Origin of the sequence: Brevibacillus brevis (genome assembly GCF_031583145.1) — a bacterium.
Taxonomy (GTDB): domain Bacteria; phylum Bacillota; class Bacilli; order Brevibacillales; family Brevibacillaceae; genus Brevibacillus; species Brevibacillus brevis_E.
Genome location: NZ_CP134050.1, coordinates 5999700 through 6019459 on the forward strand (window position 1 = coordinate 5999700; position 19760 = coordinate 6019459).

Genomic DNA, 19760 nt, shown 5'->3' on the forward strand with positions numbered 1-19760 from the left:
GTCTTCCCTACTTTTCCCCATCCAGAGCGTTTTCTCTTTTATAATAAGGAGATTCATTCTCAGTAATAAAGAGATTCATTCTCAATTACGTCTTCCTTTGTTATATTAGCATTTCTTTATTGCATGGGAAAGCATTTTTTTATTAGTCGGCTAAATTCTTTTCCTCACTCCATTCGAGAAATCGATTCTTGCTTCTTACGGGTCGCACCTGTCTGTATTTTGCAACTCAAAAATGCAGAGTTTGGCGGCCAATTTATGCAGAACACTGCCAACATCAATACAAAAGAATTTAGGAAGACTTCATGCTGGATAGAGCATGGCGCAGTCGGTAGCTTTCTCCGGTAAACGCCAGAATATGGGCGTGGTGGACGAGGCGATCCACAAGGGCTGCCGTCAATCGCGTATCTCCAAACACCGTATTCCACTGCCCAAACTCCAAATTCGACGTCACAATCACACTGTTTCTCTCATAGCAGGCCGAGATAACATGAAACAACAGCTCAGCCCCCGTTTGGTGAAAGGGAACAAACCCAACCTCGTCCAAAATCAACAACTCACAGTCTGCCAGTTCTTTTTGAAACCGCATCAGTGCCCCATTCGCGTGTTTTTCCTGCAAGAGCGCAACCAGATCGGGAACACGGAAGAATCGAACGGCATATCCCCTTCGGCACGCCTCTACGCCAAGCGCTGTTGCCAGATGGGTCTTCCCCGTGCCCACTTTTCCCAGCATCAGCACATTTTCCTTGCGCTCCAAAAAACGTAGGTCGATCAATCCCTCCTTTGTACATGTTTCCGGTAAGGTGACTGCCTCAAAAGCGTAATCTTCCAGTGTCTTCAGTTGGGGAAACGCGGCTTTCTTTATCAGTCGCTTCAGCTTTGTCTCCTCCCGCCGTTGAATCTCCATCCGCAAGACTCCCAGCAAGAAGCTCTCCCGATCTTCAAACGGCACCTGTTCATAGGTTTCCATCACATGCGCCAAATGCAAAGTTTTGCACACCTTTGCCAGCTCTTCTCTCATTCCACCCTCACCCCCAGGATCCGGTCGTACTCATCCAGCATGGGTATCTGCCCGTGAAGGGCAGGGGGTGTATGCGACTCTGAAAACGGTTCCGGGCGGAAAACAGGGTGTTTTATCGCGTAAAGGGCATGCTCCAAGGCAACAGCCAGATGCTCTTGCTGATGCGACAATTCTCCCAGTACTTGCCCGATTTCCTCCAACGTATAGGTGTCGAGCAATCGATGGAGCAGGCGAATTCGTGCTTTTCGTGCATTCATGTCTTCCACCGTCAAAAACGTTTGGAGCGCCTGAGGCATCATGTTGGTAAAGGAAGAATACATCACCGCCCGCGGGCGTTTTTCATATCTCTTCAATACCGCCTTCCAATCTACTGAAATGACTTTCTCCGTATAGGGACGAGGCAATGTCACAATCGGGGTATATGTCCCGTCTGCCGTTAACACCTCCAGCACATCCCACTTGACTTTCACCAAAACCGGCTGCATGGCCCGACACTGCGGCAACGGGAAGAGAGCCGCGTCAAACGACAGCTCAGCGTATTTGTTCAGGTGGCACGTCTCCAGCCGGAAAATCTCCAGCGGTGTCGTCGGCAGCGTCAGCAGCTTGCATTTTTCTTGCTCCCACAACTCGGCAATGGTTTGCTTTTTCACATAGTGAGGGCGCTGCATATCCGCACGGGCAGCTTCCGCCAAATACGTCTCCAGTTGTTCCGGCGTATCGATAACCGGTGGCGGAACACACCAGTTCCGGCGTCCATACCCCACTTTGTTTTCCACATGGCCTTTCTCATGGCCGCTGTATGGATTGCAAAACAGGGGCTCAAAGCGGTAATGGGCGCAGAAACGCCGAAACGCTTCCGTACACTCTCGTTTTCCGCCTTGCTGGATGGACACAACAGCAGCGGACAAGTTGTCAAACCAAATCTTGCGAGGAACCCCTCCCATTTGCTGAAATAGCCGCCCTAAGGCCTCCAGAAAGCATTCCGTGTTTTCTTTCGGAACCGGGAACACAAAGGCGGCATTGCTGTACGGAAACGACAGGGTCAATACTTTCCGCTCCACCAGTTCTCCCGACTTGACCACGTACACCGTCCCGAAGTCAGCCTGAGCTTCTCCACCTGGATGCTCCAAACGCTCAAAATGTTCGGCTCGTTCGGCTGCCATGGCTTTCTTCCGTTTGGAGACATATTCGGATACCGTTCGCTGCCCGCCAGGGAAGCCGTACTCATCCCGTAACCGCTGAAACATGCGGACGGCTGTATGGCGTTGCTTGCGTGGAAGACGCTCATCATCCTCCAGCCATGTGTCAATAATCTCTAAGTACGGTCCCAACACCGGATGGCGGCCTTTTCGCTTGCATACCGGTTCATTCCAATCGTCGCGATCCGCATATTTCTTGGCGGTTCGCCAATTCACCTGGACACGTTCCGCAATTTCCTGAATCGAACACCCTTCGACTTCTCGCAAAAATCGGATATACTGTTGTTGTGGCACTTTCAACATTCCTCTCACTCCCTCAGATTTTCGCCAAATCCAAGGGTAGATTTTGTAGGGGGATGTTGGCAAGTGCCTTTTTCATGGCCTCAGAATTGCGGTGGAACTCTGCAGTTTTCCGCCGCAATTCTCTGCACTTTTATCCTGCCATAAACACCTGTCTGGTGATCGCCCACCGGTCCACGATCCAGAAGGCTGACCAGATCGTGGTGCTCGAGAAGGGGGCCATCGTCGAAAGGGGAACGCATGAGGAATCGGTTCGCAAAAACGGCCGCTACCGACATCTCTATGAACTGCAATTTCCGCAGCTCACTCCCCTGTAAACGAAAATGCCGCTCCCCTCGCGAAGAAAACGGCATTTCGCACTTCGTGTTCGATTGTTTACTCCATCCCTCAGCCAGCCGGCACATCCGTTCCGAGCTGTCGGCTCGCCTCCTTGGGGGGATCGACCAGGCTTTTGCGTTCCCACGCCCTGCTGCGCCAGCGGAAAAACATAACGCCCCCGCGAATCCATTCATCCGCGGCGACTGCCAGCCAGATGCCTGCCAGGCCGAGATGGGCATGGAACGCCAGGACGTACCCCAGCGGCAGGCTGATTCCTACCATCGAGATCAGTCCCATATAGACGGGCAGCTTGGCGTCACCGGCCGCACGCAAGGAATTGATCAGGATGATGTTGAACACCCGGCCTGTTTCCAGCAAAATGCTGAGAAGAATCACTTGGGTACTGATGCGCAATATGTCTGGATCGGCGGTGAAGAGCCCCATGATCGGCTCCCGAAAGACGATCACAGCAATGTTGACGATCACTGTACATACAAACCCCCACCGCAAGCTCTTCCATACTTGCCGGTACGCCTCCTCCGGTCTGCCAGCTCCAACCAGCCTTCCTGTGATGATGGCCGTTCCCATACCGATTGCCAGGCTGAACAAATAAATCATCATCGAAATATTGAGCACATACTGCCTGGACGCGAGAGCCGCAGCTCCCAAAAAGGTAGCGTAGTAGAGGAAGACAGACTGACAGGCGTTGTACGTGATTTGCTCAAATGCAGAGGGGATCCCCACTCTGCAGATTTTACCCACGTACGACTTGGTGATCGCCGTGTAATCCTTCCATGTCGCCTTGTACTCGACCAGCCGGTAGTAAACCAGGAAGAAGACGACCAGGCCCAGCCCCCTGCTAAGCACGGTCGAGATAGCCGCTCCTTCCACTCCCAATTGCGGGAAGCCAAACTTCCCGAAAATCAGCAAGTAGTTGCCTGCCACGTGCACGATATTGATGCCCAAGGAAATGAGCATGCTTTCCCGAGTATATCCATAGGTCCGAATCATGCTGGCCAGCGTGTTGATGATCGCCTGCAAAAACAGGCCTCCTCCGACAATCGCCGTGTACGACTGTGCCAGAACGAGGACATTGCCCTGGAGATTGGCCGTTTGGAGCAGCGCGTCTCCGCACAGCAGGAAGCCGACGCTCATCAGCAGCCCGATCAGCAGGTTTAGAGTCACAGCATTGGCTCCAATTTTCCCTGCCTCTTGGAGCTTTCGCGAGCCGATGTACTGGGCGACCACAATCGAGGCCCCGTTCCCGATGACCTCCAGAACCAGAATCGCGATAAACATGAACTGGTTCACGGCTCCCACCGCCGATACCGCTTCATCGGACAGCCCGCTGAGCATGAAGGTATCCGTAATCCCGATCAGCGTAAACAAAAACAGCTCCAAAAAAATGGGCCATGTCAAAGCGAACAAGCCAAGCTTCCCGTCTTCGCTCGCCTCATCCTTTTCCCGCAGGGGTTGTGCTTCCATGATGTCACCTTCGCTCACCAGTGTGTATTCCATAGGCCATTTTACATCATCGCCCGCCTTTTGGGAGTCGATCGGCACACATCTTTACACGAAGTTTATATGGGGAAATCACGGACGCTCCCCTTCTCTTCCCATGCTGGAATTTTTACAATTCTCTTGCAGCCATTTTCACGTGAATGTTATGGTTAGAGTGAATTTTTCCACTTTCCGGCATGAGGCGCTTCAGGAGGGAATATGGCTCGTATACTTGTTGCTGATGACTCCTTGGTTGTTCGAGAATACTTGAAGGTAATATTGGAACGAGCTGGTCATCAGGTGATTGCAGAAGCTACAAGAGGAACGGAAGCTTATCAGAAATACGCCGTCTTTCAGCCCGATCTGGTGACGATGGATATCAACATGCCTGACATGAACGGGATCGAGGCAGTCAAAATGATTATCAGCAGGTTTCCCCATGCGAAGATTATCATGGTAAGTACGCACGGACTGAAGCCGCTCGTTTTTGAAGCTGTGACAGCCGGTGCCACGCACTATATCATCAAGCCGATCAACGAAGAAACGCTGCTGGTCGCCATTGAAAACGCCCTGATCTAAAGCAGGGCGTTTCCGAACGGCATCGTTATATTCGTTGCAAGCAGCTTTCCTCTGCTTTCAAGGGAATCCGGAATTGAACGAGCGTGCCTTCTCCCTTTCTCGTGGAGATCTCCACTGTTCCTCCCAGCCGCTCCACTTCCCGCTTTACGATGGCCAGACCGACTCCTCTGCCTGACACCTCGCTGACCTCCCCTTGCTTCGTACTGACCTCCTCAGCGAATACGAAATCCAGCCATTCTTGCTCCGTACTCACTTCTCCCCATCCTTTTTCCTTGCCGATCGTTCTGAGAGAGTCCACGTCCACGCCTCTGCCGTCATCGGAGATCGTCAGAAGCATTTCGGATCCTTCCTGTTTGACCCGGCACCGGATGGTTCCCCAGCTCTCCTTGTTTTGCGCCATTCGCTCCTCTTCGGTTTCGATCCCATGGTCGACCGCGTTGCTGAATACGTGGACCAGGCTGTTCGTAAACTTCTCGAACCGATCGGGATCCACCCAGATGTCATCCGCTTCGATTTGCAAAGGATACACGCGTTTTTCCAGGCTTGCCGAGACTCTGGCGACGTACCCGTCATACCGCGACAGCAGCTCCGCAAACGGGCGGTTGCGGAGAGAAGCAAACTCACTGAGCAATCCAGGCTGTCCCTCTTTTTGCAAGTAGGCAGTCAATTGCTGCGAGAAAGCACCCCAGCGCTCCTTGGAAAACGAAACGGTGTTTTCCTTCGGATCCAGAAAATCGTCTCCGAGCTGCTGCTTCATCAGGTCCAAATCCTGCTGTACGGCGGTGCACATCGAGTCCACCGCGCTTTGGATCTCGCTCTCTACATCGGCAGCCAAGACCTGCTGCTTCGCCAGCTCTATCAGCTTCGTTTCCATTTCATGAAGCCGGGGCGGCGTGTGGACCAAGTAAAATTGTCCGAAATCGCCTTTGAACTGGTGAAGGCGGCTGATCATCCGGTACAGCTTCTCGGACATTTCGCCTTCCTCCGCCCATATGGCTTTCCACTCTTCGTTGGCGAAGGACGAAAAGCTTCGCAGCACTGTTTGAAATAGCTCCACGCTGATGGCTACCGTCACGGCCATCTTCAGGCATTGCCATTCTTGCTCCATCTTGGTCTCCAGCGCGCGCTGCTCGCTCATGTCGGTCAGAATCAGCATCAGTCCGCCGGAATATTCCCCGCACCCTTCATCGATCGGCTTGCATTCGATCTTGAGCGGCAATTGATTGACCGTGACTTCCGTCGGGAAAAGGCCAAGGTACAGCTCTCTTTGCAGGTCGTTTTCCTGCTGGAAATACTTTTCCAGGAGGGACTCGATAAAGGCCTGGTCTTCCGGACTGTCCGGGTAGAGAAGCTCCGCGATCGGAAGGCCCGCCACTTCTTTCCCGAACATCCGAACGCATTCGCGGCTGTATTCGGAATGGACGTACATGTTCTTGCAGAACGACAAAAAGCCTTGTCCCGCGTTATTCAACAAATTTTTGTTGGCCCGAAGCAGCTTTTCGATCTCGATCGTCCGTTCTGCCACTACTTTCTCCAGCGACTGGTTCCACTGTTCCAGCTGATGGTACAGCCTGGCGTTTTCGATGAACGTCGCGATCTGGGAGAACAAAAGACGTAGCAGCTCGGTCTGCCTCTCGTTGAATACGTGCGTTGATTCGTTATTTTCCAGATAGACCACGCCGACCATTTTGCCCTGCTGCCACAAAGGCGCGCACAAAATGGACTTCGGCTTGTTTTTCGTAATGTAGGGATCTTTGAAAAAGATGGCTTCCACCGCTGCGTCATTCAGCACCAGCATCTCCTCGGTGCGCATGACGTAGTTGACCGTCGCGACGGAAAGGAGATTCGCCTGTTCGTACGGCAGGGATTGCAGGATCTCGATGTCCTCGTCGATGCTGCCTGCCGCTTCAATGAACCATTCGTTATCCTTTTTCAAAAGAAAGAAACCTCGCTGCGCCCCTGCGTTGCTCATTACGGTCTGAAGCATGGTCGACAGCAACTTATCCAGCTTGATCTCGCTCGCGATGGTCTGGGACGCCTTGATGACAGCCATGAGGTCGACCATGTCGGGCGTGTCCCCTGCCGTATCCATGCCTGCCGCGGAATGGTGGCTGTCTGCGCGATCCAGCCCGAGGCCGTATTGCTCTTCCATCGCGCGAGCTTTGGCAAATGCTCCCCACTGGGTATAGGCGAAATGGGCTTCCGCCAGGTAAACGCGGGACACCGTATCCATGCCCATAGCCGCGTAGTGCCTGGCAGCCAGTTCGTACGCCATGGCTCTGTTTTGCAAAAAACCGTGCCGTTTTGCCGATTGGATCGCCTGCTCGTACAAGCCGGCCGCCTTTTCGGGATGCCCCGTGACCCGCTCCCACTCCGCACTCATCAGGCAATATTTGTGAAGGAAGTTCTCTTCGCAGCTCGTTGCCCATTTCTTCATTTTGGTCAGATTGATCTTGATTTTTTTGCTGTACGATCTTTGTTCCCGCCAGGATGCCTGCGGGTAAAGCCCGATCAGGGCCAGCGTCTGCATATACACATGCTCGCTCACGAGCAGCTGTCCGCTGACCGACTCCATCCATTGCTCGGCTTCGGTCGTCATCTGCGCCGCTTCCCGATAGTTCCCGAACATCAGGTGCACCATCGATTTGTAGTAATGGTACATGTAGCGCTTGTAGTTCGTCCCGTCTTTTCGCAAGCCTGCGATGTAGGCAGACTCGTCAAAGCCGTCCTCGCAGAATGCGGTGGGGTCCCCTCCCTCCCGGCTGGAGAAGCAGTGCAGCGCCTGGTTCAGCAACAGCAGCCGGTCATCGTGGTCGACCACCTTGAGTTGGCAGATGAGATCGTCATATACCCGGATTTGCTGGCGCAGCTCCTCGATGGGGGAGCCGCAGTACAGCATCGCTTCCAACAACCCGTGGGCGCTGTAGGCGACGTAAATGTTCCCCCCGCCCTCCAGGCCGTGCTGAATCGCCTTTTTCAGCAGCGGAATGTTGGTTTTGGCATGCTCTCGCCAATGGTTGATCAACAAGGCAAACGCACCGTACGCTTTCGTCATGGCGAGAGGATCGTGAAAGCTCTCGGCCACGCTGCATGCAAGCAGCCCGTATTCGTACCCTTCCCGGTAATTTCCGAACTGGGAGACCTGTACGATGCCGTATCCGGTGTAGCCGTTGGCCGAGCCCGGAGCGTTGCCGTGCACGAGCGAAAGGTGAAGCACTCGCAAAATCGTCAGGGCGAACCATTTCATATCGACGTAGTACGAGGAAGGACCTGCGAAACTGATGATGTTCATCGCCATTCGGTAGTTTTCTTCGGGCACATTCGGCATGTAGAGCAGCTCGTCCGGTTTGCGGCCTCGCAAGATCCATTTGATCTGCCACATTTCCTTGATGATATCGATGGTTCCCGGCTTGTTCGGGATCGGCACACCCAGGAGCTGCAATGCGTGATTGGCCAGCTCGACGACTTGCGGAAACTTCGCGAGCCTCGTATACATGTGCAGCTGGATTTCGAGAATACGTACCCGCTCCATGTTCGTCTCCGCATGCTCCATGACGAGCGCAAACAGCTTTTCGGCCGTCTCGAAGTCATTGCACAAATACTCCGCTTCCGCCCTTGAGGTGTACAGCTCCACCGCCAACTGGCGGTTGGTTTCCCAGCCGTCCTCGCCGAGGACCTCTATCCCCTGCCGAAAAAATCTCAGAGCGACGTCGAAGGCTGTGGACAGCATGGCTCTTTGACCGGCCAGCAAATGACAGTGCGTCACCTGCATTCTTTCCGCCTGGTCGTCGATCAGCTCGATGCCTTCATACATGTGGTTGCATATTTCAAAAAGGAGCTCCGACTCATGGGAATGGGCCAGCTCCATCAGCTTTCTCCCCAGCTTGAGGTGAGCCATCTTGCGTTCGCCCTCCGACAGAAGCGAATAAGCCGCTTGCTGAATACGGTCGTGCAAAAACGTGAAATGCACTTTCGCATGGACAGCAGGATCGTCATCCTCCAGAGCGGCATACGCCAAATAGCTGTCTCCTTCCAGCGGATACAAGAGTCCCTCCTCTACCGCCGGCCATATGTGCCGTACCGCTTCCGATTCCTTTTGATTGCGGGCTTTGGCCACCATGTGCAAATAGAAGTGGTTCCCCAGACAGGCAGCATACGCCAAAAGCTTCTGGGTCAGCAGCGGAAGCAGCCGCATCCGTTCCACCAAAAAATCAGCGACATTTTCAGCCGCCTCCAGCCTTTCGATTTCTTCCATATCCCAAGTCCACTTGCCCTCATCCGTTTTCACCTTCATCAAGCCTTTGTCATACAGCGATTTCAAAAATTGACGGGTGTAAAACGGATTGCCTGCCGTCTTTCGGTGTACGATCAACGCCAACGGCTCCACGTCCATTGGCTCGGCCTGGAAGGAATCGGCCAGCCACCGGGTGATTTCATCGGCTGGCAGTGGAGGAAGCATCACTTGCCGTAAGATGCTGCTCCGGCTGCCTTGCTCGATCAATTCACGGATCAATGGATTGGCAGAGCTGGCCTCGTGATCCCGGTACGCGCACAGGAGCAGAAAGTGGCTGACCTGCAAATCGCTGATCATCTCCTGGACGAGAAACAGCGAGGATGGATCGGCCCACTGCAGGTCGTCCAAAAACAGAACCAGCGGATGCTCAGGCTTCGCCCAAATACGGACGAACCGTTGCATGACGATTTGAAAGCGGTTTTTGGCTTCCATGGCGGGGACTTCGGGCAGCGGCGGCTGCTTGCCGATGACCGCCTCCAATTGCGGAATGACATCCACGATCACCTGGCCCATCCCCTGCATGGCTTCCAGGATCGTCTCCCGCCACATGTACAGCTCCCGTTCATTCCCCGCAAGGATTTGCCGGATCAGCTCCTGAAAGGCCATCAGGATGGCGGAGTACGGTACGCTTTTCTTAAACGGGTCGAACTTCCCGGAGATCAACCTCCCTTTTCCTTGCAAAAACGTTTTTTGCGCCTCCCGCACCAAGGCCGACTTGCCTACTCCCGCACTGCCGCTGAGCATTACCAGCCGCGTGGCGCCATGACTGATCTGCTCGAACGATTCCGTCAGCAGTTCCATCTCCGCATCGCGTCCGTACAGCTTTTCGGATAGGTACAGCTGGTCCGTACGATCTTGCTTCCCCAGCGGAAACGGCTTGATATCTCCGCTTGCCTGCAATTGTGCCAGGCATTGCTGAAGGTCAGCGATGAGCCCCGCACTGCTCAGATAGCGATCTTCTACGTTTTTGGATAAGCACTTAAGCACGAGATCGGACAAAACGGGAGGAATGGAAGGGTGAATCTGGCTCGGGGGAGTGGGCTTTCGCGCCATATGGGCATGGACGAGCTCCAAGGCGTCAGTCGAGAGGAACGGAGGTCTTCCTGTCAGCAACTCGTAGACCGTGACCCCAAACGAATAGAAATCCGAACGGTAATCGACGGTCCTGTTCATTCTCCCTGTTTGCTCAGGCGATATGTAACGCAAATTTCCTTGCCACTCTTTCGGATTCAAAACGCTCTGGTACTCCTGGTGAAGTCTGGTCGACAAGCCGAAGTTGATCAGCTTGACTTCCAGCGTGTCCGGATGAACCATAATATGTGCTGGGTTGATGTCTTTATGGACGACGCGATTTTGATGGATCGCACTCATGCCCTGGGCCGCATTCAGGGCGATGGTGAGCTTCTCCCTCAGCGTCATTTCCCGACTTTTCATCAAAATGGAGAGCGGCAAGCCGCCGTAATCTTTCGTAATCAGCAGTGTCTCCCTATCGTCCTGGTAGAGCTCCACTACTGATTCGACCGCACCCGAGTGGATCGACTCCAATATGCGATACTCGTGCTTGAGCATCCATATCGAATCGTTGCGCGGGAGTCCTTTCTGCGGTGTTTTGATGATTACAGGCAATTGGTCTGCCAATCTGATTGCACGATAGATGCCCCTATTTGCAAAATGCGAGATTTTTTCCGTTATCCTGTAACCGGGAACCGCTAGCTTGCCGCTCATATCTTTCACTCCATTTGGATAGGCCTTTGGTCTTGTCTTTGTATTGTTCGCCGCTTTGGAATCATCTATATTTATATTATATTCTGACATAAAGAGTCTATATCGAAATGGCAAATGGGAGGAAAATAATGTCAAGTTTAAGCCGTTCTGTCAGCAATCCCCACACAGGGGAGACCGTTACCTTTCTGAAAACGACCGAAGAGACAAATGGGGAATATTTGCTCTTCCGTACAGATCTTCCACCCAAGGAGGGGATTTTCCTTCACTATCATACCGAATTGGTAGAAACGTTTGAAGGGATTACCGGAAATTTGGAATTAACTGTCGATGGAAAGAAGACCACGCTGAAGCCGGGAGATAAAGCCGTCGTTCCATTGGACAAGGTTCACCGTTTTTACAATCCATCCGACCAATTTGTCAGCTTCAACATCGAGATCAGGCCAGCCGCTAGATTCGAGGCGTTTGTGCGGTGCGGATACGGCCTGGATACAGACGGCCGCAGCTTTTACATGCCTTTCCTGAAACAGTACGTCCCGAAAAACCCCCTGCTGCTGGGTACCATCTTCGAGATGGGGGCCTTTTACCTTCCTTTCTTGCCGCTTTCCCTGCAAAAATGGATATTTGGCGCATTGGCCAAGCTCTCCGCACGGACAGGTGCAGCGAAGTCCCTGGAAAAATACTATATCCCATCCGATCAAGAGAAGAAAATATCCGTCTAGCAAAAATGACACCCTGACCGCCTCGCAGCCAGGATGCCTGTTTCCGTATTCGCGTATGCGCCCTACCGTTCCTGCACAGCGTTCACCGGCAAGATCTTCGGTTCGAGCATGAGCTGGTAAGCGGGGATGAACTTGGCCGAAGCCGCTTCCTCCGTGCTGCCCTCCGCCCCCGATGTACCGGGCTCATCAGTGGCTACCCCTTCTGCTGGCAAGGGGGTCAAATCGGCCGAGGAGTCAGGCTGAAACAGCAAATAGCCGCCTGCAGCTCCAGCCACGATCAGGATGGCCAAGCTCAGCCAGGCCGTCGATTTCCGTTGAAACAGCTTTACGATCGGGCTCGCCGTCTCGCTGCGCACTTCCTCCAGCAGCTTGCGGAAGTCGGCATGACGGACAGAAAACCAGCGCTTTCTCCACTCTTTGTCGCGCAGTCTTCTGCCCTTTCCTTCGAGCAGAAGCCCCTTGAGAGCCTGCCGATATCCGGGGGCCACGTACTTGCCTGTAAAAAACATTCGCTGCTTCATGCTCCACTGCACAAAGGAAAAGAGGACCTCCTCCCCGCCGTGCTCGCATACGTACTTCAGCATGTCCGCATAAGCAAACGAATCTTGCCCTTGCAGTTCGGCCCGGTAAAACACAAGTGCCACCAGCGGAAAGCTGTCAGGCTCCAAAGACGTATCCAACAATGATCCGATCAGCTTCTGCTGGATGGCCATTTCCCGCTCGTCCCATCCCCGAAAGAAGTCTTCCGGCAAAGGCACGTCCCGATTGCCAGCCAGGATCGCCAGCTTCTGAATGTGCTCCAGCTTTTGGCGGCTCTCGAGGTCCAGCTCGCCAAAAAAGGTTTGCGGTTTTTCCTCCAAAAGCACCACGACTTGGGCGAAGTCACCCCACGCCAGACTGTCCAGCCGAAGCTGTTTGAGCAAGGCCTTGTCGAGCTCGTCCAACAACGGGTCCGCATAGCCTCCCGCACCCTCCAGACGCTCGAAAAAGTCGTGAATGTGCAGCGCCGCTTGCAGCTTTTGCCCTTCTGCGGCAAACAGTCCAAGCAGCTTGTCCTTCGCGGCGGTCATGAAAGAAGCGTTTCGCAGAGCCTGCGGGGCCGTATTCGCCCAAAACTCGATCTCCTGCAGGGTCGGTCCGATTTGCGAAAACGACGCCAAACGCTCCACCGCATAATCTTCGAACAGGGGCTTTACGACCTGCTTGTGCCCAAAAACGGTTCGCATCACATATCCGAACAGCTCTGGGCTGCCGGAAAGATACCGGTACACTTCCGCTACGTACGCGTTTCTCCTCGCCCCTTTTCCTTTTAGCAGCACATCCATCAGAAACAGGACCAGCTCCGTGGAAATCGGCTCTTTGGGGATCGCGCTGTACGCTGCGAGCATTTGCTTGATGGACTCGCTCTCCGGCAGCTTTTTGGCCGCCAGCGCCGCCGCTTCCTCGCGAAACAGGACGGTTCGCAGCTGCAGCAGCCTTTCCTTGTTCACAAGGCCGCTCTCGCTCAGATAGCGATGGAGCACCTGCCAAATGCCGGCCCGATTTTGCTCGTGCTTGGCCATCTGCCCTTTCTCGATTTCATACAGAGCGCACAGCTCATAGTAGGTGACCAGCCGCAGGCGCATATCCGGATCGGCCCCCGCCAGCACCTCCTCGCAGAAAGCATGGAACGAGTCGAGCACTCGCTGCTGGCCTAGGTACTCCCAGGCAAAGTCGAGATACGAGTGGACCCCCTCCTGCCAATCGACCTGCGCGATGCGCCCATAGGCCAGATCGAACAGGAAGTCCTTCTCACTGATGCCGCTGCCGGGGCGGATGCTGCCCTTTTCCACGAACATGACGTGAATGTGCTTTTTGCTCTGCGGCTCGCTCGAGTAACTGACAAAGCCGAGATGCCTGCGCATCTCATACGGAAGACAGCCGGACAGCACTTCCAGCAAACGGCGCGCTGCGGCGGAGGCTTCCCTCACATCTCCATTCAGACTGACGTAGACCTTTCGCTTCGAACCGAGCGACACCATCAGTGCGTACAGCAGCTGCTTGAATGTCCGCTCGTCCACTCCGATTCCGCTCAGCCACTGTTTCGGATCCTTCGGCATGCCGGATTGATAGGGAAGTTCCAGCACCGGCGGCAAATCTTTGCCTGCCGCCGTTTCATGATGGCTCGCAAAAGCCTGGATGCCGAAGAGCTTCGCAGGGTCCTTGATGAATTCCTCGCGCCTCTCTGCCGGGATGACGTAGTTGTGACTGAAAAACGTATTGCGCTGACCGGTAAAATCAGCTCCCACGAATACGCTGCGCCCGATCACCAGCTCGCCCGACTCTGCCCGAAACGACACGAAAGCTTCCGGGTAGAGCGCCGGGTCGCTCGCGGCCCTCTCCTGCAGCTCTCGGGGCGCATCGTAAACGCAAAACGGGTGGAGTACTTTTTTGATGAACGTGTTGTCCAGACCCGGCGATTTGGCGACCGTGTCATAGCCTTCATTGGAACGGAATACGCCTTGCCGCCCTCGGGTGTAGTACTGCTGCAAAATGGGCTGACGGCTCACTACCGCTCCCTCCCCTCGATGTAGTCCAGCTGATGCATCAGCCAGATGAACGGCTCATCGACCCGGATCGGGGTCACGACTCCGCTCACACGCTGGTTGACCGGGTTGCTGCCCAGCGCGGATACAGCGAAATAGGCCGTATTGGTGAAATAGACTTCCAAGGCATCCTTGAACGGCCGATCCACCTTCTCGATGAAGCGGCTGATCTCCCCGTTGATATTCTCGAATTCCGCCGTATTCAGGTATTCCTGGTGGACGAAATTGCGGAACACGTTGCTGTTGGGCTTGATGTACTCGCCATCGTCTTCCTTGATGTGGTGCAGCATGTCGCTCTTGGTCAGGACGACGGCAGTCGGAATGCTCGTCTTGCTCTGCTCCTGGTAGCCGATGAAGTTCTCAAACAGCGTGATGACGACCTCGCGCGGCTCGTCGTACCGTGCAGCGAATTCTCCCGGCTCGTCCCCGGCGCGCAGCATGACCCTGTCGCGGATCGTCCTGATTTGCAAGGGGTCGACGAGGAACAGGATGCCGGACGAGTTTTTCACGTGGGCCGCATACAGCTCCAAATACTCGCGGTCGACCATTCCCTCGCCGGCCACATCGAAAAAGACGAGGATGAGCGGCGCTTTTTCACTGTCTTTGAAGATGAACTGAAAGATGAACGGCTCCTGGCGCTTTTCCTTTTGGGTCGAGTCCAGCAGCTGGCCGCGCTCAAACAGCGGAGCCTCGTAGTTTTCGCGGAATTTCCGGCTGATTTGGGCGTTGAGCGGCATGCACGCCGCATGGAAATGGTTGGCCGTCGTGTTTTGCAGCGTATGGATGAGCGATGTCATGTAGACCGATTTGCCGACCTGCGAGGCTCCGACGATCGAGATGATGTTGCTCGGCGCTTTTCCCGCCGTGATCGGCAGCTCGTTGTGACACTTCGGACAAAGCCTGCGCTTGGTCACGATGCCGTATCGATCGGTCACGCCGACCAGGACGTTGTCCACATACAGATGATGCTCCTCTGGGATCGCTTCCGGGTCGATGACGGCTTCCAGCTCGTCGATGGCATCCAGCCCGAACTTGTCCCGATAATGGTTGAGGATCTCGTCTTCCTGAAGCGCGTAGTCCTCATCGTCCTGACGGTGATGGGCAGCGCGAAAGACGACCTGGTCAGGCGAATATTTGGCAAAGCAGTACGGACACACGATATCGTAAAAAGGAAGCCGTTCCTTGGCTGGCTGTTTCTTTTCAAACATGCTTTTCAAAAAGGTCAGCATGTCGCTCCCCTCCTATTCGGGAATCAGTTCGTACAATTCCCCGTATTTTTTTCCATCGGTAAAAAAGAGGCGGATGACATCCGTCTTCCTGATCTCGATTTCCGGCAGCAGGTTGACGCCCGGTTCCAGATCCCGGATGAAAGGATACTGTGTGCCGTCATCCTTGTGAGCGGGAGGAGCGCCTTCCTTTTTGACGTAGCAAAGTGCTTCCTTGGGGATCGGCAGCTCGGAAAAGATGCGAATCTGAACGGGCTGATAGGAACGGAACCAGCTGCGCCCCCGCTTGAACGAATAATAGATCTTGGCCTTCCCCGTACGGACGTGGACAATATGCGATTCGCCCGCTGGCACAAGCAAGACGGGCCGCCCGTTTTCCAGGCGGCACGGGAATATGCGATAGGTGTACCGCCCGATCCCCTCGTGCTTCTCCCGCAGTCCCTTGTGCGCCTTGTACTCTTCCCGGGTGTACAGCTTGAGCTCGTACTCGTCGATTCGGCTGATGTCAAACGGCTCCTCGTACCGGGAGCGATGGACGTAGACACAAGGGACTTCTTCTCCCCAGTGCCAGTTGATTACGTATTCGTTTCCTTGCAGCTGACAGACGACATCCTTGATGGAGAGCTGGGTTGTCTCTTCCCACTTGATCATCATTCATCATGCTCCTACTCTTACAGATCGAATCGCTTTCCTGCCCGATGCCCGGACTCCGTCAGCCGGGCGGGATCACGTTTGCCCCGCAGCCTACTATGGAAAGACTGTCCGCCGCCGGCCGCAGCAGGAACAAACGCGGTGAACAGCGTCATCACGACCGCCATCAGAGCGCAGGCGAGCAGGCGGATGACTGTATCGAACCAGCCGGAGGACAGCGCTGTTTCCAGCAGCAGTCCAGCAAGGACCCCTGCGACGGCGCCTCCGATGGTAAAGCTTTTGGCGAGGTGGCGGTTGTCAAAGATCAGGCCCAGCGCAAGTCCGAGCAGCCCCCCGATCACCGTCATGCCGATGACCCTCAGGCTGGCGTACAAAGCGCTGTCCGCTGCCGCACCTGTCCGCTCCGAGACCAGATTGCGGTCCTGACGGCTCAGGTCGTAAATTTGACCGAAAATGCCGGACAGTTCCTCGGCATGGTCGACATTAAAGTACTTGCCGCCCGTCTCCTCGGAGATCCGCTGCAGCAGGTACGTCCCGTTGGCGTCCACCTCGCTCATTCCTACCGTATGGATATGCAGCTGCGACTGCTTGTACGGCTCCAGCGCCGTCTGCAGATCGACATGGCTGTATCCGTCCGACATCAGGACTACGGTGCTGCCCTGCCCGAGCTGCCCGGCGGCCCGCAGCTGCTCCAGTCCCGCTTGCAGCGCCTCTTCAATCTGCGTGCCGCCGCTTGGACCGGCGTGATTCTCCAGCTTGGCGATTACCGTGTCCTTGACACTCTGGTCGCTGAGCTGGACGAGCGGCTGCAGTACATCGGTACGATCATTAAAGGTAATAACTGCAATCTGCATGTCGCTGTCCATCTTGCGCACCACATCGGCTGCCGCCTTGAACAACTGATTGTTCGGGTCGGTCTGTCTCATGCTGTCGGACGTGTCCAGAAGCAGGACGATGTTGTCCGTACTGCTTCCCTTTTGAAACGAAGATCCGTAAAGCAGCTGCAGCAGCATGGCTGCCACCCCGACCATCACGAAGGTGCTGGGCACCAGCATCTTCCATGAAGCTCCCAGATAGCGCTGCTTCCAGCCCTGCCCGTTCAGCCGCGGGGAAATCATCTCCGCCAAGAGACACATCCCCCCGACGAACAACGCGTACTGTCCGAAGTACAGACCCATCAGCAGCCATTGCGGCAGTGCGTCGGAGAGACGGGACAGGATCACTTCTCCCGCCACGAATCCGATCGCCCCGCCGATCAAGCTGCACATCACCATGAGCAGGCTGAGCTTTCGCTGCGTCATGACAATTCCTCCTTTCCTTGGCGGTGAAAGACGTATCCGCTTTCCACGTAGGAAGAATGGTACTTCTTGTTGTTCCGGTAATACATCAAGTCTTCCAGGCCAAATCCACCCATCAGGTTCAATTTTTCAATACCGCTCTTTCGCGCTTCGTGTATGCAGCCCTGCTTGTACGTCCGCGCCCCTTTCTCCTCGCGCAAAACGTACTGAACGAAGTCGTTGTCCACGTCCGCAAACCAGTGCTTTTCTTCGTACCGGTGCTTTTGCAAAAAGTGAAAGACCTCGATGTGAACGGCTGCCCGCTCTTCCATGACAGCGGAAAGGTCGGAAAACAGCTCTTCTCTCGTAAGGACGGTCCGATTTTCGTAGGCAGCCGCGACATTGGCCCGCGCGAGCAGCTCCGCCTCGAAGGACATCGCGAAAGGCGACCGGCTCAAAATCTCCGTCCGGCAAAAAGCACAGAGCCTCTCGACCAAGCCGCGGGTTCCGTGCAGATACAAAAGCGAGCTGTTGCCGAGATGCCGGGGGTCGAGATAAAACCCGTCGCCGCGCTGTGTCTCCTGCGCCCGGAACGTCTCCGCCACCACAGTCTCGTAATACTCGTCCATGTTTTTGCCCAGGTAGTCGGCAGCATCCTGCACGCTTTTCCGGGCGATGCTTCGCAGCTGGGTCTGCAGCTCCTGGAGCTGGGCGATTTGCTCGCCGATCCGCTTGTGCAGCTCGATGGTCTGCCGCTCATAGTCTTGCAAAAGCCGCAGCGTCAGCTCCCATTCCAGCACTTCCAGCTTCTTTCCATACACATTGGAAAGCAGGTGACGGACCAAGGTTCGAACCCTCTCCTTGTCCCGGGTAAAAAAACCGCCCACACGCAGTTCCTGCTGATCGACGCGCTGCTGGCAGAGCTCCTCCAGTTCGGCTTTCGCCTGCTCCAGCTGCCGCTGCGTTTCCTTGATTCCCGTTCGCAGCTCGCCGAGGAGACTGGCCCCGGTGGACTGTTCCGAGGTCAGCTCATACGCCGCATAGATGCCGTGACGGTCCTGCTCCATGACTTCCTGCAGGAGAAGCGTCTCCAGCGATCCTCTCGCAAGTACGCTGTTCAGCTTCTCATGGGCTTGCTTCTCTATGCGGCTCTCGAAAAAGCTTTGGCTGGTGCCGTCAAACAGGGCCAGCTCCGCTTCCCGCAAATTCATGCTGCACAGCTCGCGGTAGCTGACGCCCGAAGTCATCAGGCCTTGCATTTCGGCTAGCGCGTCCTCCCCCTCCAGCACGTTCCCGATCGCTTTCTGCACATCGAAAGCCGTCAGTCCGAGCATTTCCCGCGCCTTTGTCTTCGGAAGGCTGTCGCCCTCCTTCAGCCGCTCCAGATAACGGTCGAAGACGGCGGCTAGCACGGTGAGTGCGATGGCACGAGTCGGGCGCTTCACCTTGGACAATCCGGCCGACGCAAAGGCGGCTCGCCCGCTTTCCAAGCTAATGCTGCGCATAAACTGCAGCTTGTTGTAGCTTTCGCTGTGCTCGCGAAAGGCCAGCTCTGCCTCTTTGTTGTTCAGCAAGACGAGGTTGCTGATCAGCTCGTCGTTCTCCGACAAGCCACCCTCCAAAAACAGCCCCTGCTCGGTTTTGTCGCTCAAAAGGTATGCCAGCGAGAACAGCGGACCGTACGAATGCTGGACAGGAAGCCTGATGCCGTCCTCCGTCACGATCAAGTCGGCCTGGTAGCGGTAATCTCCCCGCTGATACCGGTCGAGCTCTTCCAGAAACTGCACGCCGAGGGCTGAGGAGAAGCCAAATCCCTCCCCGCCGCCTTTTTCCGGAAGGAGCACGTACAAATCGGCCGACACGGTTTTGAACATTTCCTGCAAATAGCTTTTCAGAAGCAAAGTCAGCTCAGGCAGCAGCACGTTGGCCGGGTCATCCGCACGCGTCACGACCGCGATGTTGACTTGCTGGAAGGAAGGAAACTGCTTGCCCGTTTCGGCCACGCGGATGCTCACCTGCCTCATGAGCCTGTTGATCTCCATGACCTGCGATTCATCCTGCCAAAACTCTTCGTACATCTCCGCGCGCAGTGTCTGTTTGCGGAACTCTCTCTTCGGCAGCCGGCACGGGAATACCTGGGGGTGCTCCCACGTCTCTTCGTGGTACGCGTGCACGTAGAGAACCCCCTGGCTGTTTTGCCATTTCGCCGCATGGATGCCGCAGACAGTTCGCAGCGATTCCACGCTTTTGTCCCCGATAAAGAGGAAGAGCACCGGGTTTTGAATGCTTCGCTGTCCGTTTCCGCCATCCAGTTGTCCTTCCAATTCCGCGGTGTATGCTCCTGCGAATTGTTCAATCAAATCCTTCAT

The 19760-nt window shown here is 55.1% G+C and carries 11 protein-coding genes and 1 pseudogene; 3 read left to right on the plus strand and 9 right to left on the minus strand.

Going from position 1 to position 19760, the window contains the following annotated elements:
* Positions 1-289 precede the first annotated feature (289 nt).
* A complete protein-coding gene (gene istB / locus RGB73_RS29460) occupies positions 290-1018 on the minus strand; it encodes an IS21-like element helper ATPase IstB (protein ID WP_023555238.1) in 729 nt (242 codons plus the stop codon).
* On the minus strand, positions 1015-2520 hold the full coding sequence (istA, locus tag RGB73_RS29465) for an IS21 family transposase (protein WP_024985199.1): 1506 nt from the start codon (positions 2518-2520) through the stop codon (positions 1015-1017). The genes istB and istA overlap by 4 nt, the downstream gene beginning before the upstream one ends.
* Positions 2521-2666: 146 nt before the next feature.
* Here istA and RGB73_RS29470 point away from each other — a divergent pair.
* Positions 2667-2834 (plus strand): annotated as a pseudogene (locus RGB73_RS29470) (ABC transporter ATP-binding protein); the annotation flags it as partial.
* A gap of 70 nt (positions 2835-2904) precedes the next feature.
* Here RGB73_RS29470 and RGB73_RS29475 read toward each other — a convergent pair.
* Positions 2905-4320 (minus strand): MATE family efflux transporter, encoded by a 1416-nt coding sequence (locus RGB73_RS29475; RefSeq protein ID WP_310767357.1) that lies wholly within the window; start codon positions 4318-4320, stop codon positions 2905-2907.
* Between the two features lie 234 nt (positions 4321-4554).
* On the opposite strand from RGB73_RS29475, the gene RGB73_RS29480 reads away from it, so the two are divergent.
* Positions 4555-4914 (plus strand): response regulator, encoded by a 360-nt coding sequence (locus RGB73_RS29480; RefSeq protein WP_310767359.1) that lies wholly within the window; start codon positions 4555-4557, stop codon positions 4912-4914.
* Positions 4915-4939: 25 nt separating this feature from the next.
* On the opposite strand, the gene RGB73_RS29485 is transcribed toward RGB73_RS29480, so the two are convergent.
* The gene (locus RGB73_RS29485) at positions 4940-10933 is read right to left on the minus strand and encodes an AAA family ATPase (RefSeq protein ID WP_310767361.1); all 5994 of its coding nucleotides are present in this window, start codon (positions 10931-10933) and stop codon (positions 4940-4942) included.
* A gap of 128 nt (positions 10934-11061) precedes the next feature.
* Here RGB73_RS29485 and RGB73_RS29490 point away from each other — a divergent pair, with 128 nt between their 5' ends.
* Positions 11062-11652: a cupin domain-containing protein gene (locus tag RGB73_RS29490; protein ID WP_310767364.1), complete on the plus strand. Its 591-nt coding sequence runs from the start codon at positions 11062-11064 to the stop codon at positions 11650-11652.
* 62 nt (positions 11653-11714) lie between these two features.
* Here the strand turns inward: RGB73_RS29490 and RGB73_RS29495 are convergent, their stop codons facing one another.
* The 5 genes from RGB73_RS29495 to RGB73_RS29515 are packed head-to-tail and all read right to left on the minus strand — an operon-like array spanning position 11715 to position 19760.
* A complete protein-coding gene (locus RGB73_RS29495; protein WP_310767368.1) occupies positions 11715-14201 on the minus strand; it encodes a GAP1-N2 domain-containing protein in 2487 nt (828 codons plus the stop codon).
* Entirely contained in the window at positions 14201-15466 is a 1266-nt protein-coding gene (locus RGB73_RS29500) for a TRAFAC clade GTPase domain-containing protein (protein ID WP_310767372.1), read from the minus strand. The genes RGB73_RS29495 and RGB73_RS29500 overlap by 1 nt, the downstream gene beginning before the upstream one ends.
* A 12-nt stretch (positions 15467-15478) precedes the next feature.
* Positions 15479-16117 carry a beta-mannanase gene (locus RGB73_RS29505; protein WP_310767375.1) on the minus strand — a complete coding sequence of 213 codons (639 nt, stop codon included), beginning with the start codon at positions 16115-16117 and terminating at the stop codon, positions 15479-15481.
* Positions 16118-16134: 17 nt separating this feature from the next.
* A complete protein-coding gene (locus tag RGB73_RS29510; protein WP_310767378.1) occupies positions 16135-17415 on the minus strand; it encodes a vWA domain-containing protein in 1281 nt (426 codons plus the stop codon).
* Positions 17412-19760 (minus strand): hypothetical protein, encoded by a 2349-nt coding sequence (locus RGB73_RS29515; RefSeq protein WP_310767381.1) that lies wholly within the window; start codon positions 19758-19760, stop codon positions 17412-17414. Before RGB73_RS29515 ends, RGB73_RS29510 begins: the two co-directional genes overlap by 4 nt.